General features: G+C 67.6%; 25 protein-coding genes. 14 read left to right on the top strand and 11 right to left on the bottom strand.

Annotated elements, in window-relative coordinates; genetic code table 11:
• Positions 1–30 precede the first annotated feature (30 nt).
• From BMX36_RS16940 to BMX36_RS16925, 4 genes are all read left to right on the top strand, one after another.
• Entirely contained in the window at positions 31–570 is a 540-nt protein-coding gene (locus BMX36_RS16940) for a hypothetical protein (protein ID WP_093067370.1), read from the top strand.
• A gap of 371 nt (positions 571–941) precedes the next feature.
• A complete protein-coding gene (locus BMX36_RS16935) occupies positions 942–1,202 on the top strand; it encodes an acyl carrier protein (protein WP_177179199.1) in 261 nt (86 codons plus the stop codon).
• An 8-nt stretch (positions 1,203–1,210) separates the two neighbouring features.
• Complete coding sequence (locus BMX36_RS16930) at positions 1,211–1,771, top strand: acyltransferase (protein ID WP_197420493.1); 561 nt, start codon at positions 1,211–1,213, stop codon at positions 1,769–1,771.
• On the top strand, positions 1,764–3,248 hold the full coding sequence (locus BMX36_RS16925) for a class I adenylate-forming enzyme family protein (RefSeq protein ID WP_093067364.1): 1,485 nt from the start codon (positions 1,764–1,766) through the stop codon (positions 3,246–3,248). The genes BMX36_RS16930 and BMX36_RS16925 overlap by 8 nt, the downstream gene beginning before the upstream one ends.
• Positions 3,249–3,250: 2 nt before the next feature.
• Here the strand turns inward: BMX36_RS16925 and BMX36_RS16920 are convergent, their stop codons facing one another.
• From BMX36_RS16920 to BMX36_RS16885, 8 genes are read right to left on the bottom strand one after another with little or no spacing between them, the layout of a single operon-like run.
• Entirely contained in the window at positions 3,251–4,234 is a 984-nt protein-coding gene (locus BMX36_RS16920; protein ID WP_093067361.1) for a lysylphosphatidylglycerol synthase transmembrane domain-containing protein, read from the bottom strand.
• Positions 4,221–4,952 carry a class I SAM-dependent methyltransferase gene (locus tag BMX36_RS16915; RefSeq protein WP_093067358.1) on the bottom strand — a complete coding sequence of 244 codons (732 nt, stop codon included), beginning with the start codon at positions 4,950–4,952 and terminating at the stop codon, positions 4,221–4,223. The genes BMX36_RS16920 and BMX36_RS16915 overlap by 14 nt, the downstream gene beginning before the upstream one ends.
• Positions 4,949–5,935 (bottom strand): NAD-dependent epimerase/dehydratase family protein, encoded by a 987-nt coding sequence (locus tag BMX36_RS16910; RefSeq protein ID WP_093067557.1) that lies wholly within the window; start codon positions 5,933–5,935, stop codon positions 4,949–4,951. Before BMX36_RS16910 ends, BMX36_RS16915 begins: the two co-directional genes overlap by 4 nt.
• A complete protein-coding gene (locus tag BMX36_RS16905; RefSeq protein WP_177179198.1) occupies positions 5,932–7,152 on the bottom strand; it encodes an NAD(P)/FAD-dependent oxidoreductase in 1,221 nt (406 codons plus the stop codon). The genes BMX36_RS16910 and BMX36_RS16905 overlap by 4 nt, the downstream gene beginning before the upstream one ends.
• Entirely contained in the window at positions 7,133–8,125 is a 993-nt protein-coding gene (locus BMX36_RS16900; RefSeq protein WP_218142198.1) for a dolichol-phosphate mannosyltransferase, read from the bottom strand. Before BMX36_RS16900 ends, BMX36_RS16905 begins: the two co-directional genes overlap by 20 nt.
• Entirely contained in the window at positions 8,122–9,111 is a 990-nt protein-coding gene (locus BMX36_RS16895) for a glycosyltransferase family 2 protein (protein ID WP_256210856.1), read from the bottom strand. Before BMX36_RS16895 ends, BMX36_RS16900 begins: the two co-directional genes overlap by 4 nt.
• Positions 9,108–10,313: a glycosyltransferase family 4 protein gene (locus tag BMX36_RS16890; RefSeq protein ID WP_093067353.1), complete on the bottom strand. Its 1,206-nt coding sequence runs from the start codon at positions 10,311–10,313 to the stop codon at positions 9,108–9,110. Before BMX36_RS16890 ends, BMX36_RS16895 begins: the two co-directional genes overlap by 4 nt.
• Positions 10,310–11,059, bottom strand: a complete 750-nt coding sequence (locus BMX36_RS16885) for a hypothetical protein (RefSeq protein WP_093067349.1) — start codon at positions 11,057–11,059, stop codon at positions 10,310–10,312. Before BMX36_RS16885 ends, BMX36_RS16890 begins: the two co-directional genes overlap by 4 nt.
• Positions 11,060–11,511: 452 nt before the next feature.
• On the opposite strand from BMX36_RS16885, the gene BMX36_RS16880 reads away from it, so the two are divergent.
• The 6 genes from BMX36_RS16880 (at position 11,512) to BMX36_RS16855 (ending at position 18,872) form a co-directional block, all read left to right on the top strand.
• Positions 11,512–13,056: a hypothetical protein gene (locus BMX36_RS16880; RefSeq protein WP_218142197.1), complete on the top strand. Its 1,545-nt coding sequence runs from the start codon at positions 11,512–11,514 to the stop codon at positions 13,054–13,056.
• 121 nt (positions 13,057–13,177) lie between these two features.
• Positions 13,178–14,965, top strand: a complete 1,788-nt coding sequence (locus tag BMX36_RS16875) for a YbhB/YbcL family Raf kinase inhibitor-like protein (RefSeq protein ID WP_093067342.1) — start codon at positions 13,178–13,180, stop codon at positions 14,963–14,965.
• A 348-nt stretch (positions 14,966–15,313) separates the two neighbouring features.
• Positions 15,314–15,640 (top strand): hypothetical protein, encoded by a 327-nt coding sequence (locus BMX36_RS16870; RefSeq protein ID WP_218142196.1) that lies wholly within the window; start codon positions 15,314–15,316, stop codon positions 15,638–15,640.
• 54 nt (positions 15,641–15,694) lie between these two features.
• The gene (locus BMX36_RS16865; protein ID WP_093067336.1) at positions 15,695–16,687 is read left to right on the top strand and encodes a toll/interleukin-1 receptor domain-containing protein; all 993 of its coding nucleotides are present in this window, start codon (positions 15,695–15,697) and stop codon (positions 16,685–16,687) included.
• Positions 16,684–18,678: an ATP-binding protein gene (locus BMX36_RS16860; RefSeq protein ID WP_093067333.1), complete on the top strand. Its 1,995-nt coding sequence runs from the start codon at positions 16,684–16,686 to the stop codon at positions 18,676–18,678. Before BMX36_RS16865 ends, BMX36_RS16860 begins: the two co-directional genes overlap by 4 nt.
• Entirely contained in the window at positions 18,675–18,872 is a 198-nt protein-coding gene (locus BMX36_RS16855; protein ID WP_093067331.1) for a hypothetical protein, read from the top strand. Before BMX36_RS16860 ends, BMX36_RS16855 begins: the two co-directional genes overlap by 4 nt.
• Before the next feature lie 71 nt (positions 18,873–18,943).
• Here the strand turns inward: BMX36_RS16855 and BMX36_RS16850 are convergent, their stop codons facing one another.
• Positions 18,944–19,711: a hypothetical protein gene (locus BMX36_RS16850; RefSeq protein WP_066778631.1), complete on the bottom strand. Its 768-nt coding sequence runs from the start codon at positions 19,709–19,711 to the stop codon at positions 18,944–18,946.
• Between the two features lie 111 nt (positions 19,712–19,822).
• Here BMX36_RS16850 and BMX36_RS16845 point away from each other — a divergent pair, with 111 nt between their 5' ends.
• Genes BMX36_RS16845 through BMX36_RS16835 form a run of 3 tightly spaced genes read left to right on the top strand, consistent with a single transcriptional unit; the run spans position 19,823 to position 23,079 of the window.
• Entirely contained in the window at positions 19,823–20,437 is a 615-nt protein-coding gene (locus tag BMX36_RS16845) for a glycoside hydrolase family 108 protein (RefSeq protein WP_093067328.1), read from the top strand.
• Positions 20,438–20,461: 24 nt separating this feature from the next.
• On the top strand, positions 20,462–21,409 hold the full coding sequence (locus BMX36_RS16840) for a hypothetical protein (RefSeq protein ID WP_066778634.1): 948 nt from the start codon (positions 20,462–20,464) through the stop codon (positions 21,407–21,409).
• Positions 21,406–23,079, top strand: coding sequence for a serine protease (locus BMX36_RS16835; protein ID WP_093067324.1), 1,674 nt, complete (start codon positions 21,406–21,408; stop codon positions 23,077–23,079). Before BMX36_RS16840 ends, BMX36_RS16835 begins: the two co-directional genes overlap by 4 nt.
• Before the next feature lie 142 nt (positions 23,080–23,221).
• On the opposite strand, the gene BMX36_RS16830 is transcribed toward BMX36_RS16835, so the two are convergent.
• Together BMX36_RS16830 and BMX36_RS16825 are read right to left on the bottom strand one after the other, a co-directional pair.
• Positions 23,222–24,214, bottom strand: a complete 993-nt coding sequence (locus tag BMX36_RS16830) for a TIM44-like domain-containing protein (protein WP_177179211.1) — start codon at positions 24,212–24,214, stop codon at positions 23,222–23,224.
• Between the two features lie 71 nt (positions 24,215–24,285).
• Complete coding sequence (locus tag BMX36_RS16825; RefSeq protein ID WP_093067321.1) at positions 24,286–24,618, bottom strand: TFIIB-type zinc ribbon-containing protein; 333 nt, start codon at positions 24,616–24,618, stop codon at positions 24,286–24,288.
• A gap of 305 nt (positions 24,619–24,923) precedes the next feature.
• Between BMX36_RS16825 and BMX36_RS16820 the strand changes: the two genes are divergently transcribed.
• Entirely contained in the window at positions 24,924–25,748 is an 825-nt protein-coding gene (locus BMX36_RS16820) for a SirB1 family protein (RefSeq protein WP_256210855.1), read from the top strand.
• Positions 25,749–25,793: the final 45 nt, after the last annotated feature.

Below are 25,793 nucleotides of genomic sequence, written 5' to 3'. Positions count from 1 at the left end.
GGCGAAAGTCCGAGGGCGTTAGCCTCGCTTATGCCGTTCCGTCGTACCCCCCTTTCGCTCTGCCTTGCCCTGCCGCTGCTCGCCGGATCGCTGCCCGCATTGGCGCAGTCCGGGCTCACGCCGATGCGCACCATCGACATTCCGCCCTCCCGCATCGAGCCGCAGGAAAGCCTGACGCTTGACCTGCCGGACCCGGACGGGGCGCCGGAGGCGGATGCCGCCGAAACGATCGCCGCGCCCGACGCATCGGACATTCCGGAGGAGCGCAGCGCCGAGCAGCTCGCGCTGGACGCCATCGCCGCGGCGGAGGCGGCCAAGCTGCGGGAGGCCAATGCCGCGCAGCTGGCGACCAAGCAGGCGCAGCTCGAACAGATCACCGCGGATCAGCGCGCCCAGCAGGACCGTCTGGCGAGATATCGCGAGGAGCGCGCCGCTTATGCAGCGGCCATGTCGGACTATGAGGCGCAGCTCGCCGCCGCCCGTGCCGATCGCGCGCGCTGGGAAGCGGATGTGGCGGCGTGCCGGGCCGGCGATCGGCTGCGCTGCGGCTATGGCGACGGTCGCCGCTAGGCGCTGACCAGGCGGATTAGCGCGTCACAGTTCGGCGTGGTTGTGCCTGCCTTGAGACTTTGGCGGCTTTGCGTCGCGGAAGGCAGGCCGTCGGCGGTCGAGGGTTCATGTGGGTTCTCGCGCCGAAAACAAGCTGATCAAGCGCGCCACGACGCTGGAGTATAATCGCAGCCGCCCATCTCCCCAGTAAGGGGTAGCCTCGCCTTTATTTCCGTTGGCGATGCGGCCACTTGATAGTCAAATCGGGCGGCGATGATCGACCGGGCAAGCAACGCGCCTGGCCGGACACAGCATAAGAACATCGACTTTTCTGCAAGGGGCAGTGCGGGCTCGTCTCAGCACAGCTGCCTGCGTGCGAGAGAGGAAGAACCGTGAGCGAAATCACTGTGCTTGACGTCCGCAATGTCCTGGCGACCGTAAGCCTGGGCGATGTGAATGCTATCGCCGATGACGAATCGCTATTCGAGGCCGGCGTCCTTGATTCGCTGATGATGATCGAACTGGTTCAGGAGCTGGAGGACCGCTTCAACACCAGGATCTCGAATCGGGATCTGACGCCGTCGAACTTCGATACCCTCACCGGGATGACCCGGTTCCTGGCCGAGCGATCGGCACACGGCCCGGCTTCATGATCAGCGCCATGATCAGCGACAGGGACAAGGAAGCGAAGCTGTCGGGGTTGCGAAGGTCGCTCCAGCGCCACGCCATTCCCGCGTTTCTCGCCTCACCCTATTTCTTCATTCGCGACCGGGCCAGGATACATCCCGGCTCGAGCGTGCAGCTGTCGGCCGGCGTCCGCTTCGGCAAGGGAACGGTGGTCAAGCGCTGGGCGATCATACAATCGAGCGGGGGTCGGATCACCCTCGGCCGGAACTGCGCGGTGGGAAGCTTCAATCACCTGATCGCGGGCGTGGCGGACCTCATCATCGGCGATGACGTGCGCCTGGGATCGCATGTCACCGTGGTCGCGACCACCCGGGACTATCGCCGCAAGGACAGGCTCATCACCGAACAGGGCTTTCGCGACAAGGGGATCACGATCGGCGACGATGTCCTGATCGGGTCAGGCGCCGTGGTGCTGGACGGCTGCCGGATCGGGCAGGGCGCCGTGATCGGGGCGGGCAGCGTCGTGTCGGGCAGGATAGCGCCTTATTCCATCGTCGCGGGAAGCCCGGCGAAAGTGGTCTTCAATCGTGAATGACGGGCCGACGACCGTCGTTGCCGCGCTCCGGCGGAATGCGCGATTGCGCGGGGCCGCGCCGTTCATCGCTGATGGAGACCGCTGGATCACCTTCGCGGAAATGTGGTCCCTGGCGTGCCGGGTGCGGCACTGGCTGCTCCGGCGCCAGATAGTGCCGGGCGCGCGCGTGGTCATCGAGGCTTCGGCGGAACCCTTTCACTTCGTTGCCGCCTATTTCGGAACGCATCTCGCGGGCGCGATCGCCGTTCCCGTGACGGCGTCGCGCGGCGAGGCCGCTGCGCGCGTGGCGGCGCGGACCGAGGCGGCGGTGCATCTTGATAGCGCCGCGCTCGACGCGCTGTTCGCCGGCGACCTGCCGCCAAGGGACGCGCCGGAGATCGATCTCGACCCGGCGCTGCCCCAGCCTGCGCCGATCGCGGACATCCTCTTCACCAGCGGCAGCACCGGAACGCCCAAGGGCGTCATGCTCAGCCATGGCGCGATCCATGCCGCCGCGCTGGCTACCAACGGCTTCATCGGCAATGGGCCGGAGGATCGCGAAGTGGTGACGGTGCCGCTCTCCCATTCCTTCGGCCTCGGCCGCATCCGCTGCGCCGTTCTGGCGGGCGGGAGCCTCGTTGTCGTGCCCGGGCTCTCGTTTCCGGCGCTGGTCGTCGATGCGCTTGCCGATACGCGGGTGACTGGCCTGTCCTGCGTACCGATGGGCATCGCCATGCTGGAACGGTTCGGGCGCGACGAGCTCGCCGGCGCCGCCCGTCGGCTGCGCTATGTGGAGCTGGGCAGCGCCCCGATGGCGGAGGAGCGCAAGCGCTCGCTGGCGCGGTTCCTCCCCCTGACGCGGCTGTGCATGCATTATGGGCTGACGGAGGCTTCGCGCAGCTGCTTCCTCGATTTCCATGGCGACGATGCCAGGCTGGCCAGCGTCGGCCGGCCAGCGCCCGGTGTCGCGCTCCGCATCACGGATCAGGAGGATCGGCCGCTCGCCTGCGGGCAGGAAGGCGTGATCCAGATCCGCTCCCCGGCCGAGATGAGCGGCTATTGGCAGGATCCGCAAACCACATCGTGTACGCGCACCGCGGACGGCTGGCTGCGCACCAGCGACCTCGGACGGCTGGATGACGGTGGCTATCTGACCCTGGTCGGGCGGGTGGACGACCAGATCAACGTCGGGGGGAAGAAGGTCGATCCGGTCGTCGTGGAGCAGGCGGCGCTCGCCATCGACGGCATCCTGGACGCCGGCTGCGTCGGCGTTGCCGATGCGCAGGGCCTGACGGGGCAGGTCCCGGTCCTGTTCGTCGCCACCAGGGCGGACAGTGGCTTTGAGGCGCGGGCGTGCCTGCGGCAACTGGCCGCCCGGCTCGAAGCGCACGAGCGGCCGGCACGGATCATCGCCATCGCCGACATGCCGCGGACGGAGAATGGCAAGCTCAAGCGTTCGGAATTGCGCCAGCGCCTCGCCCTTGCCGACCGGGCCTGAGATCACGCCCGGCCGGGCACCGATACCGCTTCAAGCCGCGAACCATCGGGCACGAACCAGATGAGCGCGCCGATCGCGTTCACCACATAGCGCATGATGCTGGTGAGCAGGCCAAGGGCCAGGCCCTGCTCCGGCGGCAGGCCGAAAAAGGAGAAGAGCACGGCATATACCCCCTCGCGCAGCCCCACGCCGCTGACCGAGATCGGCACCATTTCGAGAAGGTACACCGTCGGCACGATCAGGAAGAGCTGCAACACGGTCGCCGAAAGGTGCAGTCCCGTGCTCCAGACGTAAACGATGAAGATGGTGTTGAGCTGAAACACCAGCGCGATGGCGAAGGCCGTGCTGAGCGCGCGCGTCGGTCGCAGCGCCACCAGGATGCCCGAGAGCAGGACCATCAGCGAATGCTCCCGGCCGGCGATCAGGCGGTGGAGCAACGGATCAACCACGGCCACCAGCAGCGCGTAGCCCAGCAGCGCCGTCAGGAGGATCAGCCCGGCGGCAAGCGCGGGCGCCGCCGGCACGAAATACAGGCTGACGCCCGTCGCGGCCAGACCGACGAGTACGGCCAGGCCGGTGGTCCGGTCGGCGATGATCGAGGGCAGCGATCGTGCGAGCCCGCCGGTATGCTCCCGCAGCGCGATCGAGCGATAGGCGTCGCCGCCAAGGACGCCCGGCGAGAACAGGTTGACGAAATTGGCAAGGAGGCACGTGCGGATCAGCTTCGCATAAGGCACGATCACGCCCTGCCCGCGCAGCAGCACCTTCCATTTGAGCGCGCTCAGCCCCGTCTGCGCGACCATGAGCGCGCCTCCCGCCGCAACCAGCAAGGCATCGGCGTGAAGCAGCAGGGAAGCGCCGCGGTCCAGCGGTATGTGTCGGAAGAGGAGGACAAGCAGCCCTGCCGAAACCGCCAGCTTGAGCGGAAAGAGCGCCCTTCGCCGCTTACCCCGTGCACGCGGGACGGCGCGGCTATCCGGCGACACGGTCGGCTCGCATCACGCCCGGGTTGCCGAACCGCCGCGTCAGGCCGATGCGGGCGCTGGCCTGCTCGGCGCGGGTCAGCAAGGCCGGCGCGCGCAACGCGCGGTGCAGGGCCATGGGCAGAACGAACTGCCGCTCCACCCCGCTCACGTGGAAACCGTGGCGGGCGAATTCACGCGTCAGCATCGCGGCGGTGAAGTTCCGATATTCCCGTGTATCGCCTTCGACCCAGCGCTTCAGCGCGAAGGTGGCGAAGGACAGCGCATTGACGCTGGCGAGATCGGGATAGTCGATCACCACCGATTTGCTCGCCACGCGGCACATTTCTCCTAGGAAGGCGCGCCAGTCGGCGACATGCGCCATCAGGCGGATCGAAACGACCGTGTCGAACGCCTGGTTTTCGAACGGCAGCCGGTCGAGCGCGCCGACCTCGAAAGCCACGCCGGCATTGCGCGGGTCGCCGGCCAGCCGGTCGGCACAGGCTGCCGTGCTGCCCGATACCGTGACCTGATGGCCGCGTGCCGCCAGCGGCCCGCTCAATTGCGCATGTCCGCCGCCGACGTCGAGGATCGTCACGCCCTGCTTGTCGGCCAGCGCACCGGCGATGACCTGCTCCTGCCGGTCGAGAAAAAGCCGCCCTGCCCGCCCCGCAAAACGCCGTGCATAAGCATCGCCGGAGGACACGACATCGGGAGCCAGATCGAGCGCCGCCGGGCTCATTCGAGCATTCCCTGCTGGCGATACCAGGCGACGGTTCGCCTGAAGCCCTCGGCCAGATCGACCTGGGGCTCATAGCCCAGGCGCTCGCGGGCATGGGCGATGGAAAAGGCGCGGTTGTGCTTGAAGAAGGTGAGCCGGCGGCGGTGCAGCGGCGGCTCTATCGCGAGCTTGCGGCAGATCGCTTCGCACAGGTCGGCGACGCGCTCGACCGGCTTGTAGGGCAATCGGATCCACGGCGGCGCGCGATCGAGCGACGCGGCCGCCTGTGCGATGAACGCCTTGAGCGGGATGTATTCGGCGGCACCCAGGATGAACGTCTCGCCGTCGATCCCGGGTACCGTCAGCCCGCGCATGAAGCCTTCGGCGAGGTCGTCGATGTAGACCGGATGGAAATTGGCGCTCCCCTCCCCGATCTGCACGAACATGCGCTTCTGCAACATGCGGAACATCTTCAGCAGCCGGGTGTCGCCGGGGCCGTAGATGCCGCAGGGGCGCAGGATGACGATTTCCATCGGGCCGGTCCCCACCGCCGCGCGGCAGATCCGCTCGGCGGCGAGCTTACTTTCCTGATAGGCATCGCGCGGGTCGAAGGGGGCGTTCTCGTCGGCCGGGCTGGTCGGGACCGAGCCATGGACGCCGATGGTCGAGCATTGCACGAACCGCCGCGCCCCCGCCGCCTGCGCGGCGCGGAGCAGACGCTCGGTGCCGTCGCGATTGACCGCCATGAATTCCTCGGCCGGGCCGTCGCTGCGGTACATGGCGGCGATGTGGACGACCGCTGCCGCGCCCGCGACGAGCCGGTCGATCGCCGCCACGTCGGCGAGATCTCCGATCACCGCCTCGCCCGGCAGGGTCGGATCGGGCCGGCGCAACAGGCAGCGCACGCGAAAGCCAGCATCCTGAAGACGCCGGGCGACCGCACCGCCGAGCAGGCCGCTGGCGCCGGTCAGCGCGATCAGGTCGGGTGGGGCGACCGGGATCATGCCGTCGCCATCCACAGCCCCGGCGGGTCGCTTAGGCCAGCGTCAGGGCCGATATGCTCCAGCGCGGCCAGCGCCAGCGACCGGGCCGTGGTGAGCTTCGTGCCCAGCAATGTGAACAGGCCGCGCGGCCCGCCGTGCTTCGCGTGATCCACGATCAGGTCTCGATTGCGCAACGTCACTCCTTGTCCCGTCTTGTCCGGCAGCGCTCCCGCCCAGACTTCAATGACCCGGCCGCCCCGCAGCTGCGGCGCAGCGCGCTCGATCTCGGCGGTCGCCCGATCGATCAGCGCTTGCGGCACGGCCGGCCTCGGCTCGCGGCCGAGATCCTCGGGCAGCGGGTGATAGAAAGTCCCTGCCAGCGTTCCGCCCTGATGCGCGCGCAGGAAGAAGCTGCGGCCCCTGCCGGGCGCTGCGGACAGCGCCAGCGCGACGCCGGGCTCCATCGGCCGATCGAACAGGAGGTTGAACGCCAGCACCCGGGCGGAAAGCACCGGCAAATCCCGGTCCCAGCGTGCGGCCAGGGAGCGAGCGCCGCCGCCTGCGCAGATCAGGACGGTGCTGCCGGCATAGCTGTTCTCCCGGCCGCGCGCGCGCGTGGTGAGGGACAGCCCGCCCCCGGGCCGCTCCGCCAGTTCCGTCGCTTCCTCCTGCTGCCTGATGTCCCCGCCCATGGCCTCGACCCTGGCGGCCATGGCGGCGAGCAGCGCCGGCGCATCGCTGATGGCCAGTTCCGACCATTCGGCAACGCCCACAAGGCCGCGCTCCGGCACCTGCGGAGGCAACGCGTGATCGCCGCGCGCGACGCGCGGGGGCGTCGGCAGCGTCGGTGGCCGGGGCGCGGAGAAGGCCAGGCGGGAAAGCCAGCGCTCGGCAAGAAAGGCGCCGCGAAACAGGAGCGGCGAGCGAAGGGCACCGCGATAAAGCGGCATGCGGCAAAGCAGCGGCTCGCAATGGTCGGGAAACTCGCGGGCGAACCAGTCCTGGTTCTGGCGCGAACGATACCATCGCCCGATGTCGAGCGATTGCAGGTAGCGCAGCCCGCCGTGGAGCACGCCCATGCTCGCGGTGCTCGCCCCCGCGCCCAGCTTCCCGCGCTCCAGGACGAGCGGCCGGAGCCCCTGCTCCGCGGCGGTAAGGGCGGCGACAAGCCCCTGGATGCCGCCACCGACGATGATCGCGCCATACACGGCGCTGTCGCTAAATCTCGTGGCCGGCATGGACCGGCGTATTCTCGGGCTGCACCTCGCTGACATGCTCGATGATCCGCCGGACGCGGTAAATCGAGCTGGCGGGTAGCCGGGTGAACAGGATCACTTCGGCGATCAGGCCCACCGCCGCCACCTGTATGCCGAGCACCAGCAGCAGCACGCTGAGCAGCAGCGCCGGACGCTCGGCGATGCTTTGCCCCATCACGCGCTCGATGATGAGGACGCAGGCCAAAGCGAAGCCGCTGGCGAACAGGGCGGCACCGATCGTGCCGAACAGTCGGAAGGGCTTCTGGAGAAAGCGGATCAGGAAGGAGATCGACACCGCATCGAGCAGCCCGTCGAAATAGATCGGCAGATTATAGGATCGGGGCCGGCGATCGAGTTCGGCTTGCGGCACCTTGACCTGCTTGACCCGGCAACCGGCGTGCTCGGCGAAGATCGGCAGATATCCGGCATGCTCGTCGCGCAGGACGACGCGGTCCAGCACGGACCGCCTGAACAGCCGCACCCGGCAGCCGAGATCGTCGAACCTCGTGCCCGTCAGGCGCGTGGCGCTGCGATAGGCGCTCGCCCGGGCGCGGTTGAACAGGGAGTCCTTCGCCCGGATGCGGGAGGCCGCCACCATGTCGGCACCTTCCAGATCGTGCGCCAGACCCGCCAGCACCCCAGGCTCGACTTGAAGATAAGGCGGCAGCGTCATTACCAGATCGCTGGTGCTCGCCGCGATTGCCTCGCGCAGCATGGAGATCTCGCCGCAGAGCTTGGGCATGTGGATCACCCTCACCCCGCTTTTCGACAGCGCGGTGATGTCGTCCACGCGCGGATGCGTTTCGGCGAGGATGTAGATGAATTCGATGTTGTTCCCGATCGGCGCCAGCGCGCGGCGATAGATCGCCAGCAGTTCGCCGGGTTCATCGATCCGGTCCATCACGCAAAGGATGACCGACAGGTCCGGCAAGGGTCTTGTTCCGGCGGCGTTCATGGCACCTCTCTCACAGGCGGCTTCCGGTAGCCGTAGAGCTTCGCGGCGAGCGCCGAGAACTGGCTCACCCGCGGCTCGGTGACCGAAAGGAAATATCCCAGCATCGACCAGGCACCCAGGAACAGGGCAAGCTGGGCGAACAGAAGCACGATCGACCATCCCACGATCACGCCGGGGCGCTCGATCTCGACCAGCAGCAGGATCGCCAGCCCCAGCAGCAGGGCGGCCAGCGTCGGGCGCAGCATCCATGTCCGCGGGCGCTGCGAATAGCGCAGCAGGAACCGGATCGAGACGATATCCAGCGCGACCTTGTAGATCCGCGAAAAGCCGTATTTCGACGTGCCGAAGCGGCGCGGGTGGTGGCGCACCTCCACCTGCTTGATCCGCGCGCCCGCCATCTGGCTCAGCGCCGGGATGAAGCGGTGCATCTCGCCATAGAAGGGCAGGCTCTGGATGAGTTCGCGGCGATAGCATTTCAGCGAGCAGCCGCTGTCGCGGACCGACACGCCAAGCAGGCCGTTGATGATGCGGTTCGCCACCTTGGAGACGAACATCCGCTTGCCTTCGTCCTGCCGCTTGCGCCGCCATCCTGCGACCATGTCATGCCCCTGCTCCAGCAGGTCGAGCATGGCGGGAATGTCGCGCGGATCGTTCTGCAGGTCGCCATCCATGGTGACGATCACCCGGCCGCGCGCATGGTGGATGCCGGCCGCCATGGCCGCCGTCTGGCCGTAGTTGCGCGCGAACTCGACCACGCGCACCCGCTCATCGGTCGCCACCAGCGCGGCGGCCCGGGCCAGGGTGCCATCCCGGCTGCCGTCATCCACCAGCACAAGCTCGTAGGTGCGCGTTCCTTGCGCCAGCGCGTCGGTCACTGCCCGGTGCAGCAGCGCGACATTCTCCTCCTCGTTGTACAGCGGCACCACGACCGAGAAATCCGGTTCGGGCGGCGGGCGCAGCGTGCCGGGCGAGTGCATCTTGGTCATTGCCCGCGCCGCACCGCCGCAAGGGCCGGGCGCTCCCGCCGGGGTTCCGCCTCACCCAGAGCGGCATAGGCAGTGCGCAGCCGCGCCTCAAAGGCCGCCGGGCTGTAGTCCTCGGCTGCCTTGCCGGCGGCTTCGCCCAGCCGTGCCCGCAGCGATGCGTCGGCGGCAAGCTGCGTCAGGCCAGCCGCCATCGCCCCGCGTTCGGGCGCGACCAGACAGGCATGTGCCGACGACAGCACCTGGGTGTGCGAGAGGATCGCCGTGGCGATGATCGCGCGTTCCGCCTGCATATAGGCGTATAGCTTCATCGGCGTGTTCACCCCGGCGATGCGCGGCGAGCAGAGGATATCCGCCTGCGCGAGCAGGTGCGGAAGATGCGCGAGCGGCGCAGGCCCCGCGAGATAAACCCGGTCCTCGATGCGCAGCCGGCCGATGGTGGCGCGCGCCTCGGCCAGATGATCCCTGGTCCCGCCCACGATGACGAGCGACAGGTCATTGTCCGCCGGCAGATCGGCCATCGCTTCCAGCAGCAGGTCGACGCCCTGATAATGTTCCAGATTGCCGACATAGAGCGCGATCGGCCCCTCTCCGCCGACCAACGCGCGCAGGTCCATCACCGGTTCGGCGGGATCGCCGGTCGCCCTGGCCGGCGCGGCGTCCGGAAGCACATGGATGGTCTGCCCCGGCGCTTCCCGGGCGACGCGCTCGGCGATCGCGGAGCACACGGGCAGCACCAGATCCGCCCCGCGCATCGGCCATCCCTCGACCGCCCTCAGCAGGGGACGCAGGAACGACAGGCGCGGCCACTTCTCGACGATCTGTTCGCCGAGCAGCGAATCCATGTCGTAGACCAGCTTGAACCGACCCGGCAGCTTCAGCAGCAGCGCCGGGAAAACCGCCTCCTCGACGGCATGAACCACGTCATACCGGCGCTGCAACAGGAGGCGCGTGGCGGCGGCCACGAGAAAGGCGTCGCAGGCCAGTTTCGATGCGGACATGCCGATCGGCACGGCGGCAACGAAGGGCGGCCGCCCCGCGCGGTGGATCGTCAGGCCCGGCACCTCGAGGTCCGCGCCCTCGTGCAGCACCAGCAGGTCAACCTCATGGCCGGCCCGGCACAGCGCCTCGACCGCGTAGCGCACGGCGATCGGCGTTCCCCGCTCGACGAAAAACGGCTGCGGGGCGAGGAACAGGATCCTCATGCCGCCCGCCGCCGCCCGCCGCGATGCCAGGCGAGTTGCTGGCGAAGCGCCCCTGTCGTCGAGGTCCGGTGGCCGTAGAGCCGGTGGCCAGCCTGTTTCATCGCCGCGAGGATGGAAGCGGCCGGCCGGTCCGGGTCGATCCGCGTGTCCAGTACTTGGCCGAAGGCGCCGACCCGTTCCCGGTCGCTGTCCATCGGCAGGCTGTCCGTTCCCGTCAGGACCGGTCGGCCGGACCGGATCGTCCGCCGCAGTGTGGGTGACGCCAGCCATGACGGGCGGGTCTGGATATCGCCGGCGAAGACGTCGCCGCACCCGGCGAGCGCCGCCGCAACCAGGCCACCGCGCCGCCCGGTCCACTTGCCGAAACCCCAGGGCAGAACCGCCAGCGTGCCGGGGGCGCGTTGCCGCAGCGTTTCTTCGATCCCCAGGCCGTCACCTGCGGCATCCAGCGTGCCGAGCAGCAGCACCTCGATAGCCTCGGCGGTCACGACCTGCCTCCCCCCCACGATCAGCAGCGGCAGCGGGCCGGCATCATAGAACAGGGTGACTGGTTCGCCGGTCGCGTAAAGGTCGGCGGGCGGATCATCGCGCAGGGAGGCGAAGAGCGCTTCGCCCGCGCGCTCGGCAAGCAGGAGCACACCGGCCTGCGCATCGGGACAGAAGCGCGCGACATTGCGGGCCGCGACCTGCAGCGAGGCCTCGCCATCGTAGAGATGGACGTGCGCATCGACGGCGAGACAGCTCACCGCCGGAATTGCTCGTCTTCTGATTTCACGTCCCTGGGGGCGCATCAGCACATCCGGTCTTACTGCGGGAGAACGCTGAGTAGGCCGACGAAGCGCTTAGGACAGCATGGGTATGTTAGGTATTCTCCGCGAAAACGAGTTGTTCCTTAATTCGGATCGTACCCCCAAAGTATGGCCGTGCAATCAAAGTCTCCATTTTCCCCGGCCGCGCTACTGCATTGCGATGATTGACAGGTTTGCTTGCTTCGGCGGATGAAATGCCGACTTGGCACTTGATTGCAGGGTGAGCCGTGCGACAAATTGTTCTGGACGGTTACACCGTGAGCGAAGAAGAACCGAAAGTTCCGCTACGGACCTCGACAGGTGTTCCGAGTTTTCTACGGCGCGGCCAAACACCCTATTACGCGGCCTTGCTCGTCATTCTGATCATTGCGCTGGCGCTTCGCGTTCCGATGGGTATGAGCCGTGTCATTCTGCACGACGAATTCTACCATTACTTTGCCGGACTGTCCTTTGCACAGGATGGGACCTTCACGATCGGCACCGGTCACTATGTTCGTGCGGCGCCTTATACTGCGCTCACCGGCCTATCCATGCTGGCATTTGGCGACGGACTGCTCGCACTGCGGCTTCCGGCGATGATTTCCGGTATCCTGCTGGTGGCTTCAGTGGCGTTGTGGTTGCAGCGATGGAGCCGGCCCGCCGCTCTGATCGCTGCCGGTTTGATGGCGATCGACACTTTCGGCCTGCAACTCGCCGGGTTCGCCCGGTTCTACACGCTCCATGCCCTGATGGTCTGGCTGGCTTCGATCGGCACCTATGCCCTGATCACCCAGCCCCGACCTCCCTTTCGCAAGGCCCTGCTCGCGGCGGGCATCGCGGGCGCCCTCGCACTGGCGCTCGATCTTCAGATACTGACGCTGATCTCCATCGTCGCGCTTGCGCTATGGGCCGTGCTGGACTTCGCGATAGCCCCGCACGGTCGCGCGCGCGCCCTGTTCGGCAGAAAGCTCATCCTCACCCTGGTCGTGCTCGCGTGCATCGCCCTCGCCATCCTGGCCATGTCGCCGCTCGGGGAACTCGCCACATCGCTGTACGACCGGTTCTGGAACGCCGCGCTCTGGTCGCAGGGGTCGCAGTCCGACTATCTGTTCTATTTCCAGTCCCTGCGCTCCTACGGGCTCTTGACCTATCTCTTCCCGGTCGCGCTCGTCGCCGCATGGCGCTTCGACCGGCGCATGGCGCTGTTCCTCGCGATGATGTTCGTCGTGCCGGTCCTGATCGCCTCGATCGCACCGCAAAAGGCACCGCGCTACATCTTCTACGCCATCCCCTTCTTCCTCGCCATCTGGGCGATCGCGGCCGCCTGGGCGCTTGACGCCGCCACGCAGCATGCATCGCGCCGCAACCTTCCCGGCTGGAGCGCCCCCGCGTTGCTACTTGCGATGGCCGTGCTGCTCGTGGGCAGCGCCTACAATTTCCGCAGCAATGCCGCTCGGCTGAAGACGTTCGCGCAGACCGGCGACGTCGTTTCCCGCGAAGAGATGAGGAAAAGCCGGAACTTCGACTGGGCGCCCTGGACACCGATGCTTCGCCAGGCCGTGTCGGGAGCCGAGAGGCTGGTCGGCGTTGATGACATGCGAACGCTCTACTTCCTCGGCAGGCTCGATCTCATGCTGAACCGCACGGTTCAGTGGGATCTGACGCAACAGGAGTTCGCCCGGGACACGCGCACCGGCGTGTTGATGGCGAGCCAGCCGCGCTCGATCGAACTTTACATCAGATGCACCCGCAGCGGCGCCATCATCGTTCCCGAGGGGCGCTGGCGCGAATTCTCGGTCATCCCCAGCACGGCCGACGCCATTCAGCGGCATGCGACGCGCGTGAACCTCCCCGCCGACGCGCCTTTTCAGGTCTACAGGTGGAACAACCGCTCGGTTCCGCAGACCGGCGACTGCGCCGCAGCGCCCTTTCGCCGGGGCCGGCAAGCCGCTTGAAGCGCGGCGAACGAAGCGTTCGATGACGACCTGACAGCACTGGCCACGTAACGCGCAGAAATCGCGGGAGCATCCGGTGCCGCCGAGAGTTCAACGGCAGTCACCCAGGGGTCAGAACATCATGAAATCTTTCTCGCTTGCCGCCGCGTTGTTGCTCGCCAGCACATCGGCGATCGCCCAGAGCAGCCCGGAGGATGCGGACAAGCGCCCGGTCGACGCGCATTTCTACGAACTGACTCCGCTGAAGCCGGGCCCTGACTTCGCTGGTCGGCTGAAGGCGCCGCGCGGATACAAGGTCAGCGTCTGGGCGCAGGATCTCGGCAACAGCCGGATGCTCGCCGTTGCGCCGGACGGATCGGTGTATGTGAGCCGCCGGTCGGAGGCGGACATCATTCGTCTTGTCGATGCCAACCGCGATGGGCGGGCGGACGGGCCGCCGACTGTGATCGTGAACCGCCCCGGGCTGCACGGCCTGACCATCTTTGAAGGCATGCTTTACTTCATGACTGCCCGCGAAGTGTTCCGCGCACCCCTGCGGCCCGATGGCGGCATTGGTGCGGTGGAGACGCTGATCGACGATCTGCCCGATGCCGGCCAGCATCTGAACCGCACGCTCGCGGTCGGGCCTGATCGGATGCTCTATATCAGCGCCGGATCGACCTGCAACGCGTGCGACGAATCGAGCCAGGAGAATGCGACGCTCCTGCGGGCCAGCCTCGACGGCAAGTCCCGCGAGATCTGGGCATCGGGCCTGCGCAACACCATCGGCTTCGGCTGGCACCCCGTCACGGGCGAGCTTTGGGGTTGGGATCAGGGGATCGACTGGCTCGGCAACGACCTGCAGCGCGAGGAGGTCAACAAGATCGAGCGCGGCCGCCGCTACGGCTGGCCCTATGTGTTCGAGAACGGCCAGCGCAATCCGCAGGACGAGCCGCCCGGCGGGATCACCGGCGCGCAATGGGCCGCCGCTTCCACCAACCCGGTGCTGATGCACGTCGCCCATTCGGCCGGCATGCAATGGGCCTTCCACCCCGGCGGCGGCTTCGGACCGGATGCGGCGGGCGACGCCTTTGTGGCACTGCGCGGCAGCTGGAACCGCAAGCCCGCCTCGGGATATGAGATCGTCCGCATCCGCTTCGATCAGCAGGGGCAGGCGCAAGCGGTGGAACCGTTCGTCAGCGGTTTCATGAGCCGCGACGGCACCGGCCATTACGGGCGTCTGGCGGGCGTTGCCGTGCTGCGTGACGGCTCGCTCCTGTTTTCGGACGATGCGAACGGGGTGCTGTACCGCGTCACCTATGACAGCGCGTCCGGGTCGGCCGCGCCGCTCGCGCCCCCCGCCGGGCCGATGCAGCAGCAGGCGGCGCTCGGTCGCAACGTACCGCTGGCGCTGCAACGGCCGGAAACCCGCGCGGCGGGCACTCAACGGCTGGCCGTCACCTCAACCGCATTCCGCGCCGGCGCCGCCATCCCGCGCGAGCATAGCGAATATGGCCTCGGCATCTCGCCGGCGCTGGCATGGACGGCGGTGCCCGGCGTCCAATCCTATGCCATCGTGATGGAGGATCCGGACGGTTCCGCCAAGCCGGTGGTGCATTGGGTGGCGTGGAACATCCCGGCGACGACCACGGCCCTGCCGGCGGGCCTGAACGAGCGTGATCGGCTGACCGGCCGCGCGCTCGACGGCATCATGCAGGGCGCGACCACCCGTGGCACCCTGGGCTGGTATGGCCCACGCCCGCCCAAAGGCGACAAGCCGCATCGCTATCGCTTCCAGCTGCTGGCGCTCGACCGCAAGCTCGACCTTCCGCTCGGCGCCACGCGCGACCAGTTGCTGGCGGCCGCTGCCGGCCATGTTCTGGCCACGGGTGAGCTGGAGGGCAGCTATGCGGAGCCGGCCGGCGGCTGAACCTCGCCGCTACCGATACGCCGCGCGGCTCGAACCGGCGCGGCAGGTGCGGGCCGCCAAAGTGTTGAGAGGGGCGCGATGTCCACGCTCGCGCTTCCTTCTCTCCGAACCGGATCAATCGTCACCGCCTCGGACGTAATCAAGAAGGATTACGCAATAATGGAGCGACATTCCGGGCGACTCGGGGCTCAGTCCTGCTGAGCTATAGGTCTATGCCGTAACCACCTGTCCAAGTGCAGCATACCGCCGTGGTTGCGCACGGAACAGACGAATACTTCGACCCCCAAGTAGTCGCGCCTATTCTATTGCATGCGTGATTGCGCTATTCTGCCGTTGCAGGAGGCGGCGTTGGACGTGGTTGTTGCAGGCTTCGCCGGTTCGAAAAGGAGCAGGGCCGTTTGCCGGGCGCTACCCTGTGGTGCGGCACTGCTGTTGCTCGCCCCCGCCCCGGCGCTCGCGGCACCGGAGGTGAGCTTCCCCGGCTACGATCTGGCGAGATCCTGCGCCGCCATCGCCGATAAGCAAGGGTGCGTGCTGCTGGAAACGCAGGCGAAGGCGGATCTCGCCGCGCGCTGGCCGGCGGCTTCCAAGAAGAAAAAGGCCCGATGCCGGGAAGCGGGGGAGCAGCAGGGCGGCTCCTATGTCGCGGCATTGGGCTGTCTCGACAGCGAATGACAAAGGCGGAGCGCGCGTAACGCCGATCGACGGGCACAGGATCTGGGGGAGACGATGTCAACACTGGGTGACGCCTACGACTATGATGTCTTCTTCAGCTACGCCTGGGCGGGCGATACTGGCGACCAGCACATGCGCGAATGGTCGCGCAAGATCGCGGACACGATCCGGACGCTGCTGAGCCAGCGGTTCAATCGTGGCGATGTGCGGCTGAACGCCTTTCTGGATCGCGACGTGCTGCGGGGCGGGCAGGATCTCGACCGGGAGCTCAAGTCCGCGGTGCAGCGATCCGGCATCCTCGTCGCCATGGTCAGCGACCATTATGCGTCTCCTTATTGCCAAAAGGAGCTGAACTGGTTCTGCGAAGGGCTGACGGAGGCGAATTTCGCCGATCACGTCTGTATTTTGCGGATGCAGGAGGTCAGCGAGGGCAAGTGGCCGGCCGCGCTGCAGGGCACGGACGCCAAGCCCCGGTTGTTCATCGATTTTTGCGACGAGCGCGGCCAGCCGATCAACATGGCCGGCTTCATCCTCAGCGGATCGCTTGCCGATCTTGTCACCCCGATCAACCGGGTCGTCGTGGAGATCGCCGACAAGATCACCGCGATGCAGAAGAAGATCAGCGCGCGCGAGGCCTATGTTCGCTCGCAGAAGCTGCCCGTCGAGCCGGTGATCTTCCTTGAGGCGGAACAGGCCGATCTCGAACAATGGATGTGGTGCAGCGCGCAGTTGCGGGCGGTGCCCAGCATCATCTGGCCGCAGCGCGCGCCCGTGCCCGCCACGGCGGTGGTGAACGGCGAGGAATATGACGGGTGCGAGGCGCTGCTTCTCCTGCGCAGCCGCGTTGACGACGATATCGGGCGTCGCATCAAGGCGGCCTATCTGTCCCGGCGCAAGCTGTATCGCGACAAGGAACAGACGATCCCCTGGGCGCTGCTCGACCTGTTCGATGATCCGCCGCCGGAAAGCGACGCCTTCCACCTGCCGCGCGTGCCGCTGAAAGGCGATTGGCTGCCGGTGCTGAGGGGGGCGCTGCGCGAAGCATGAACCTTCTCGCGATCGATGCGCCGCAGGCGGAGACGCGCGAGGCGATCGCGCCGGCCTGTCCCTATCCGGGGCTGCGCCCATTCAGCGAGCGGGAGTCGCGCGTCTTCTTCGGGCGCGAGAGCGAGATTGCGGCCATCACCGGGCTGCTGGAGGAGCGCCAGCTCGTCGTGGTCCATGGCGCCTCCGGCTGTGGCAAATCCTCGGTCGTGCGCGCTGGCGTGATCCCGGTGTTCCGGCTCGACGCCATGGCCAATTCGATGGACGCGCGGATCATCATCGTCCGCCCTGGCGATCCCGGCGGGCCGCTTCAGGCGCTCGCGCGCAAGCTGGAGGTGGAATTCCCGCGTGAGCCGGACGAGGAAGCGGCGGATTCGGCTGACCTCGGCGATGGCGACATGCCCTGGCCCACCCTGCTCGCCGTCAGCCCGGACTGGGCGGAGGACATCGGCACCATCGCCGCCGAGGCCGACGCCACCTTGTGCATCGTCTTTGATCAGTTCGAGGAGATCTTCGCCGTCAATCGCACCGGCTCCGCGGCCGAGGTGCGCCGGGTCATCGACTTTCTCATTTCGCTGGGCGAGCCGGCGCCCGAGGGTACCGCGCTTGGCAAGCGCAGCCTGTCGGTGATCGTGACGATGCGGTCGGATTATCTGGGCCATTGCGCGATATGGGACGGGTTCGCCGAGGCGGTGAACCGCTGCCAATATCTGCTGCCCCGGATTTCCACCGTGGGGCTGATCCGCGCCATCCACGAACCGGCGCGGCGCGCAGGCGGCTCGGTGACAAATGGCGTGGCCGACCTTCTCATGCCCGTCATCTCGCGGGAAATCGACGGCCTGCCGATCCTGCAGCACGCCCTGATGCGCGCCTGGCATGCGAGCGAGGACGGCGAGGTCGACGAGGCGGCACTGGCGGCGGTGGGCGGCGCGGAGCACGCCCTCTCCCGCCATGCGGATGAAACGCTGGCGGCGGCGGTGGGCGACGATCTTTCCCGCGCCGAGGCGGCGGACTGGATCTTTCGCTCGCTCAGCGATCTCGATTCCGACGGGCGGATCATCCGCCGATCGGTCAGCCTGCGACAGTTGATGGCGGAAACGGGCGCGGACAAGGCGACGATCTGCCCAATCCTCGACGCGTTCCGCGCGCGCGCCGCCAGCCTCATCATGCCGTTCCCGCCCGATCCGCTCGACGAAGATGCGATCGTCAGCGTCAGCCATGAGGCGCTGCTGCGGCAATGGGAGCGGGTCGCCGACAGCCAGTTCGACCGGAAAGGGCGTGCGCGCGGCCTGGTCTATCGTGAATTTCAGGACGGCATGATCTGGCGCTCGCTCGCCACCCAGGCGCAAAGCCACGCGCAGGATGACACCATCGTGCTCGGCGCCGCCGCCACCGAGCAACGGCTGCCCTGGTATCGCGATATCGAGAAGCGGCCGGGGTGGATCGCACGGCACTCGCCGCAGGGCGTGCTGGGCGCCGGCTCCACCAGAGACTGGGCCAGCGTCGCGGATCTGATGGCCGCCAGTGACCGTAACCTGCGACGCGAGAAGGATCTGGTCGCCCGGCTCCGGCGCAATCAGCGGCTGGTTAGCATGTTCGCGATCGGCATCGTGGCGCTGACGGTCGCGCTGGCGATCCTGGTGGCGGTCAACATGAGGTCCTGGGCGGAGAAGGAGAAGTCCGAAGCACAGGCCGAACTGTCGAAGGCGCGGGAGACGGCGGCGGCCAACACTTCCGCTCTGTACAAGATCCAGCTTGATTCGGCCGAGGCGATGGCGCGTCGATATTGTGCCGGCGCCTCCGGCGGGAGCGCGGTCGAACTGCCCTGCTATGAGCGGCAGAAACGTGCCTATCTGCAGGAACTTGCACGCAATGCGCGGGCGGCCGCTGTTCTGCCGCAGCAAGCGGCGCCGCCCACCGGAACGGCCTTCTCCCCCTTCATCGGCGGCGTTCCAGGCCTGGCGCGGGCGCCGCAATCCGGAGACAAGAAATGAGGAAGATCCGCCCTGGATTGATCGCGGCGGCCACCATCGCCGCGCTCACCGTTGGCGCCGATTCCAGTGCGCAGCCGATGGGCAATCGCTGCTTCACGCCGCAATTCTGGTGCTGGCTGCCGAGCTATGCGCCGATCGGCGTATCCTGCTTCTGCGGCACGCCTTATGGCCCGGTGTGGGGGCGCGTCGGCTGACCGGGGCGGATGGAGCGATCCGCGCCTGCCCCGCCCCGGCCTGTTCCGCCCTTCCCGCCCCCGCTCGCCGCCTAGATGTCGATCGAGCGCACGAAATCGACAATGAACGGGCGCACCCGTTCCGCGATCTCGTCACCGGCAAGCGCCAGATGCGCTGGTGTGCTGCTGAGCTTGCGCACCGCCTGACGCACCTTGGTCTCCTGGTCCTTGAACTTGAAGAACAGCACCTGGGTGATGGTGCGCTTGGCGTCGATGGAAAAGCACACCAGCGTCATCTGCGGATTGCCGGCATCGTCCACATCGACATGGCCGACCTGGAATTTCGCGCCGCGCGCATGGGCGCTCGACCGGTCGAAGACGGTGATCCACGGCGCGTCCTCGTCCATGTCGCCCAGCCCTTTCAGCACGGCGAGCACGATGGAGGCGGCGGCTGCACCGGGCGCCAGCGCGGCGGTAACAACGGGAATGATCGCGCGGTGCACGTCGCCGCCCTGCTCATCCAGCCGGCGTTCCACCTGCTCCATATCCGCCAGCCGCCAGCCGACCGTCTGCAACACCTCCGAATATTTGTCGTACCAGGCGAAGGGTTCGGCGTCCGGCCTGGTCTTCATCGCCTTGTCGGCGGCAAGCTGCGCCAGCAGCATGGTGTCGGCCACGCGCCGCCGCAGATCGGCAGGCACGGCGGCGGTAAATTCGGTAAGCTGCGTGCCGATCGCCAGCGCTTCCTGCCCCGCGCCCGTTATCGGAACGCTTTCAATACGTTCCAAGAAAGCGCCGCTTTCCGGCAAGTCGAGCGCGCGAACATAGTCGCGAACCTTTACGGGACTGCTTTTCAGCATAGAAAATTTCCTTCGCAATATGGGGGCAAGCAAATAACCACGCCGACGCAACACTTGCGAATCACTTGGACTTGGCTGACAGTGATAGATGAGAAATCCGCGGGGGTTAACATGTCAACCGACGGTTTCATGCGATCCATGCCGTTCATCTTGCGGTGGGAGGGCGGGTTTGTGGATCATCCCGCGGATCCCGGCGGCGCAACCAACAAGGGGGTGACGCAGGCGGTCTATGATCGCTGGCGCAGGCGTCAGGGGCTGGCGCCGCGCTCCGTCCGGCAGCTGGAAGAAGGCGAGATGAACGCCATCTATCGCCAGGGCTATTGGGTGCCGCCGCGCTGCGATCTGCTGCCGGTCGATCTCGATCTGGTGCAATTCGACACGGCCGTGAACATGGGGCCGGGCCGGGCGGTGAAGTTTCTGCAACATGCGGTGGGCGCGGTGCCGGACGGCGATTTCGGCGAGAATACCCGCAAGGCGGTGGAACGGGCGGACGGCGGCGCGGTGGCGCGTTATTGCGACCGGCGAGAGCGGTTCTATCACGCCATCGTGGCGAACAAGCCGTCGCAGAAGGTGTTCCTGAAAGGCTGGATGAACCGGCTGAACGCGCTGCGCGGGGCGGCCGGGCTGCCTGGTTTCGAAAGCGTGGGCGCGGTGGTGGACTTCGGCGATGCCGATTACATCGCCCGGGTGCCCGAGGATGAAAGCGGGGATCCGCTGCTGGACTGAGCATCGCGCGGGAGCACCGGGCCCATGCCCCATATCACCTTCATTCACGGTATATCGAACAAGCCGCCCGCCAAGGATCTGCTGCGCCTGTGGCGCGCGGCGGTGGGCGACGGCACGGACGGGCTGTCGCTGGGCGATCTCGGCATCACCAGCGACGTCGTTTACTGGGCGGACCTGCTCTACGAGGCGCCGGACGAGAATCTGGCGGCTTATGAAGGCGTGCTGGAAAACAGCCCGGCCGCGATCGATGCGGGCGGTGATGTGGCGCCCGTCCAGCCGGAAAGCGCCGAGGAGGAAGCCTTTCTGATCGGGCTGCGCGCGAAGATGACCGCGGTAAGCGGCGCGGCGATGGTGGACGAAGCGGCCGGGATGGCGGCCGAGGACGCCCCACCCGCGGCGCTGGAGCGCATTCCGCTGCCCTGGTTCCTGAAGAAGCGCTTTCTGGAAGCCTATCTGCGCGACGTGCATCATTATCTGTTTGACACGTCCTTCGCCCCGCCCGGCCGCCCGCCGCCGCTGCCGATCCGACGGACGATCCGCGAGCGCTGCGTCGCCACGCTCGGCGCGGCGCGCTCGGCGCCGCATGTGGTCGTCTCGCACAGCCTTGGCACGGTGATCGCTTACGACTGCCTGAAACGTGTGGCGGATTGCCCGGCGATCGACGGGCTGATCACGATCGGCAGCCCGCTCGGGCTGGACGAGGTGCAGGATCAGCTCGCGCCCGAATGGACGCGCGACGATGGTTTTCCCGGCGAACGGCTGCGCGGCGGTTGGATCAACCTGTTCGACCGGCTGGACCCGGTGTGCGGCTTTGACCCGTTGCTCGCCAATGACTTCAAGGCGAACGGCGAGCGGCTGGTGGAGGATCTTGTGGTGGAGAATGACGGCGCCTGGCGCCACTCGGGCACCAAATATCTGCGCCAGCCGGCGTTCCGCCGTGCGCTGCGCGGCCTTCTGGGAATAGCGGAATGACCGATCCGACCGAACCGTTCGACCCTCCCGATGCCACGGACGCGATGATCGCGCGGTTGAAGGCGGCGGGCGACGACAAAACGGTGAACGAGGCGGTCGCGTTGCTGGATCGGCTCCGCGCGGTGCGCGCCTTCGTACAGGTGGAGCAGCTTGCCGAACAGATCCGCCGGCGAAATCCCGGCCATGTGCGTGCGCGGCGACTCTACGGCCAGGCACTGATCGAGAGCGGCCGGCCGACCGCGGCGATCGACGTGCTGCGCGTGATGCGCGACGATCTGCCGCCCGACCATCCCGAACGCGCGAAGGCGGCCGGGCTGATCGGGCGCGCGTTCAAGGAGATGTTCTTCGACGCTGGCGATGATGCGGCGCTGGCCGGCTGGGCGCTGGATCACGCGCTGACCGCCTATCGCATCGCCTATGAACATGATCCGGTCGCCAATGCGTGGCAGGGCGTCAACCTGCTCGGCCTCTCGGCGAAAGCGCAGGAGATCGGCCGGAAGGCGCCGGTGGACCCGGCGGCGATCGCGCGCGACATCCTGGCGCAAGTCGATGCCTTGCCCGAGGAGCAACGCGGGCCGTGGCAAAGCGCATCGGCGGCCACGGCGGCGCTTGCGCTGGGCGATTGGGAGGCGGCGCAGGAGCGTTTCAAGGTCTTCCTCACCGACAAGGGGGCGAGTGCCTTTCAGATCGGCAGCACGCTGCGCGAATTGCTGCGGACCTGGAATATCGAGGGGCGCAGCGGCGGGCATGATCTGGTCGCCGCGCTCAACGTGCGCATGGCGCAGGAGCCGGACGGCGCCGCCGACCTTTCCGTCGATGAAGTGCGGGCCGAAACCGCGCGGCTCAGCGCGGCGGACGACCAGGACAAGGCCGGGCGGTTCGAGGCGGTGCTGGGCAATGCCGGCTTCCAATCCTACCGATGGTGGAAGAACGGCATGGAACGGGCGCAGGCGGTCGCCTCCGTGCGTGACAGCGTGACGGGGCAGCGCGTCGGCACCGCCTTTCTGACCACCGCTGCCGCCTTCGGGCTCGAGACGCCGGACGATCAGCTGATCGTCACCAACTATCACGTGGTGAACGCGGCAGGCGAGTTCGTCGACCGCAACACGCGCCAGCGCGCGCTGAAGCCAGACGAGGCGGAGGTGGTGTTCGAAGCGGTGGACAGCACGCCCTATCAGGTGGCGGAAATCCTCTGGTCATCCGACAATCAGCGCCATGACGTGACATTGCTTCGGCTGGCCGAGCGCGTGCCCAATGTCCGGCCGCTGAGGACGAATACGCAGCTGCCGCTCCGTGCGGAGGAGCTCGGCGACGGCACGGTGCCGCGCGTCTATGTGATCGGCTATCCCGGTGGGCGCGACCTCGCCTTCTCCTTCCAGGACAATGAACTGCTGGACCATGAGGGCCCGGCGAGCGGCCGGCCGCAGATCGAGGGCGTGTGCCGGGTGCATTACCGCGCACCGACGGAGGGCGGCAGCTCCGGCAGCCCGGTCTTCAACTATGGCAGCTGGGAGGTGATCGCCGTCCACCACAAGGGCGGGCGAAGCGGAATGCCGAAGCTGAACGGCGTGGTCGGCGAATATGGGGCCAATGAGGCGATTTCCGTCGCATGCATCGCGGACGCTATCCGGAAGGAAGCGGCCGTAGGCAGCTTGGCGGCACGAGGCTGATCGCGACGCCGCACGGAACACGGTCCCATCGCGCCTGGCTCGCCCGGAGCAACGCCGGCTGACGCTCGCTCCGGGCGTGTTGTTCGACAGGCTTAGGCGAGCAGCGATCTCGCGCCGCCCGTCCTTCGCCGCACTTTATCGATCAGGCTTCCTGGATCGCCGACAGGCGCCACTGACCCTGCGGCTCGCGCTTGAACGTCCACAATTCGGTGGTGTCGGTCGGGCGCGACGGGTCGCCTTCCAGCACCGCGCCGGTGCTGCGGTCGAGCATCACGTCCGTGCTCTCGTAGCGCATGGCGATGGTGGCATAATCGGTTGCGCCCTCGCGCCAAGCCTCCGCCACCTCGGCATCGAGCAGGCGCGTGCCGGCCACGCTGTTGCGGCGTCCGGCGGTGGCGTTCTGGCTCAGCTCCTCGGCGAAATAGGACATCACTTCGGGCGTGGTACGCTCGCGCAGGCGGCCGAAATCCTCGTTGGAGAAGGCGTCCTGCACTTCCGTCAGCAGCCGTTCGAAATCATGCCGGTCGGCGTCGTTGATGGCGATGTCCGCACCCTGGTCCTGCACCGCCGGGCGCAGCGCGGAAACGGTCGCTGACGGCGCGGCCTGCGGCGCCTGATGGCCGGTAAACGACGATGCCATGCCGCGCCCGTTGCCGGCACCGGCGCCGGCAAAGGCATGGGCTGGCGCGCCCGTCGACTTGCGGCGGAACAGGCGAAACAGGAAGAACAGCAGGCCGCCGATCAGCACGATCTGCAACAGCGCCATCACCGCGCCGGCCCCGCCCAGCGCGCCCAGCCCGCCGCCCAGCAGCGCGCCGATCAGCCCGCCGGCGAGCAGGCCGCCCAGCAGCCCCTTGGCCATGCCGCCGCGCTGCCTGGTGGCGGCGGCGCCGGCACCGGCCGCGGCAGTGCCCGCCTGCGTCGCGCCAGCCGGCCGGTCGGTCATCGACCGCTGCATCGGCGCCGTCTGACGCGGGGCGACATTGGTGGTCGCCGGCGCATTATAGGTGCGCGCGCCCCGGCTGCCGAAGCTGCCTCCACGCCGCGCATCGGCCTCCAGCGGCGCGGTCAGCATCACGGTGGCCGCAAGGCCGATGCCAACGGCGGCGAAGGTGCCCTTCTTCAAGCGGATCATCATATCTCCTCAGACGAACAACGTCTTATCTTTGTCAGCTTACAGGTCGTGCGAAGTCGGCAGTGCCGGCCTCAATCGAACAATTCCTCCAGAAACGACTTGCGGCGCTTGGGCGGCTTGCCGTGACCGTGCCGATAGGAATCGTGCGCATATCCTTGATTTCCCTGCGCATGCGTCCCCCAGGAGCTCGGCGCGGCGGCCGGAAAAGCGGGCGGCGGCGGGGCGGCAGGCGTCGGCGATCCGCCCAGTTCGGCGGCGCTTCGCTCGATGATCTTGTCCAGCTCGCCACGGTCCAGCCAGACCCCGCGGCATTGCGGGCAGTAATCGATCTCCACCCCCTGGCGCTCGCTCATCACCAGCGGCACGCGGCAGATCGGACAGGGCATGCCAACAGCGGCCGTCATCGCACACTCCACATCTGGGGGCTCGGTCGCAAACGTCACGATGAAACCGGGCCCTGGAAAACGCGGTCCGACATCACACCCAATTGATGGGGTGCCAGAGGGGCCCGGCCCGCCCGCACAATCTGGGGCAAGGCGCGCGCCGGATCAAGGCCCTCGCGGCGAAGTTCGCGATCCCCGCCTTACCGCCCGCTCACTCACCCGGTCCCTCGCCCACTCCCCCGCGCACTCCTCGCCCAATACCTCGGCCGGTTTGCGGCTTTGCACCCGGGCGCCGCCATCCCCATCTTGCCGATATGTCCTCATCCGTGCCTTCGCCCAATCCCTCCCCGCTGGATGACGATCTGATCCGCCTCGGCCTGGTCGAGGATCAGGAGATCGTCCTCGACGAAGCGGCGCTTGCGCTGGCGCTGCTGGACCGGCCGGAGGTGGATCTCGATCCCTATCACCGCACGCTGGAGGAGATCGCCGACAGCCTCGCACTGGCGGCCGGCGAGACAATGGTGGCGGCCGATCAGGCGGAGGCGCTGTCGGCGGTGCTGGCGCAGGAGTTCGGCTTCCTGGGCGACGAGGAAACCTATGACGATCCCGACAATGCCGATCTGATCCGCGTGATGGATCGCCGCCGCGGCCTGCCCGTCAGCCTGTCGATCCTGTATGTCGCGGCCGCGCGCCGGCTGGGCTGGCATGCGCAGGTGCTGGACGTGCCGGGTCATGTGCTGGTGCTGATCGGCATGGACGAGGCGCCCGTCATCATTGATCCGTTCGCCGGCGGCGCGCGGGTCGGCGCGGAGCGGCTGGCCGCGCTGCTCCAGGCCCATTCGCCGGCGGAGGAGCCGGTCACTCAGGTCAGCGCCATGCCGAACCGAGCGGTGCTGATCCGCCTGCTCCAGAACCAGGCGTCGCGCGCCGAACAGGCCGGCCGCGGCCGCCGCGCGCTGACGCTATATGAACGCATGACGGCCATGGCGCCCGAATATGCCCATGCCTGGTGGCAGCGCGCGCGGCTGGAGCTGGTCGACGGCGATGTCACCACTGCCCGCAGCAGCCTTGGCACCATCCTTGAAATCACGCGCGAGCCGAAATTGCGCAGCCGCGTGTCGCAGATGCTGGAAATGCTGCCCCCGCCCTGAGGCGTGATCGACGTCCGAAACACCGGAAGGCTGCGGTTGGGGCGG

The organism is Sphingomonas sp. OV641, assembly GCF_900109205.1.
Lineage (GTDB): Bacteria > Pseudomonadota > Alphaproteobacteria > Sphingomonadales > Sphingomonadaceae > Sphingomonas.
Note: the sequence above shows the minus strand (reverse complement) of the source record. Positions and strands in the feature narration are given on the sequence as shown.

Excerpts from the sequence above, each read along its gene's own strand:
- BMX36_RS16940 (WP_093067370.1), top strand. The coding sequence starts at position 31 with ATGCCGTTCCGTCGTACCCCCCTTTCGCTCTGCCTTGCCCTGCCGCTG.
- BMX36_RS16930 (WP_197420493.1), top strand. The coding sequence starts at position 1,211 with ATGATCAGCGACAGGGACAAGGAAGCGAAGCTGTCGGGGTTGCGAAGG.
- BMX36_RS16915 (WP_093067358.1), bottom strand. The coding sequence starts at position 4,952 with ATGAGCCCGGCGGCGCTCGATCTGGCTCCCGATGTCGTGTCCTCCGGC.
- BMX36_RS16910 (WP_093067557.1), bottom strand. The coding sequence starts at position 5,935 with ATGATCCCGGTCGCCCCACCCGACCTGATCGCGCTGACCGGCGCCAGC.
- BMX36_RS16905 (WP_177179198.1), bottom strand. The coding sequence starts at position 7,152 with ATGCCGGCCACGAGATTTAGCGACAGCGCCGTGTATGGCGCGATCATC.
- BMX36_RS16900 (WP_218142198.1), bottom strand. The coding sequence starts at position 8,125 with ATGAACGCCGCCGGAACAAGACCCTTGCCGGACCTGTCGGTCATCCTT.
- BMX36_RS16895 (WP_256210856.1), bottom strand. The coding sequence starts at position 9,111 with ATGACCAAGATGCACTCGCCCGGCACGCTGCGCCCGCCGCCCGAACCG.
- BMX36_RS16890 (WP_093067353.1), bottom strand. The coding sequence starts at position 10,313 with ATGAGGATCCTGTTCCTCGCCCCGCAGCCGTTTTTCGTCGAGCGGGGA.
- BMX36_RS16880 (WP_218142197.1), top strand. The coding sequence starts at position 11,512 with ATGGGTATGAGCCGTGTCATTCTGCACGACGAATTCTACCATTACTTT.
- BMX36_RS16875 (WP_093067342.1), top strand. The coding sequence starts at position 13,178 with ATGAAATCTTTCTCGCTTGCCGCCGCGTTGTTGCTCGCCAGCACATCG.
- BMX36_RS16865 (WP_093067336.1), top strand. The coding sequence starts at position 15,695 with ATGTCAACACTGGGTGACGCCTACGACTATGATGTCTTCTTCAGCTAC.
- BMX36_RS16860 (WP_093067333.1), top strand. The coding sequence starts at position 16,684 with ATGAACCTTCTCGCGATCGATGCGCCGCAGGCGGAGACGCGCGAGGCG.
- BMX36_RS16855 (WP_093067331.1), top strand. The coding sequence starts at position 18,675 with ATGAGGAAGATCCGCCCTGGATTGATCGCGGCGGCCACCATCGCCGCG.
- BMX36_RS16850 (WP_066778631.1), bottom strand. The coding sequence starts at position 19,711 with ATGCTGAAAAGCAGTCCCGTAAAGGTTCGCGACTATGTTCGCGCGCTC.
- BMX36_RS16845 (WP_093067328.1), top strand. The coding sequence starts at position 19,823 with ATGTCAACCGACGGTTTCATGCGATCCATGCCGTTCATCTTGCGGTGG.
- BMX36_RS16840 (WP_066778634.1), top strand. The coding sequence starts at position 20,462 with ATGCCCCATATCACCTTCATTCACGGTATATCGAACAAGCCGCCCGCC.
- BMX36_RS16835 (WP_093067324.1), top strand. The coding sequence starts at position 21,406 with ATGACCGATCCGACCGAACCGTTCGACCCTCCCGATGCCACGGACGCG.
- BMX36_RS16830 (WP_177179211.1), bottom strand. The coding sequence starts at position 24,214 with ATGATCCGCTTGAAGAAGGGCACCTTCGCCGCCGTTGGCATCGGCCTT.
- BMX36_RS16825 (WP_093067321.1), bottom strand. The coding sequence starts at position 24,618 with ATGACGGCCGCTGTTGGCATGCCCTGTCCGATCTGCCGCGTGCCGCTG.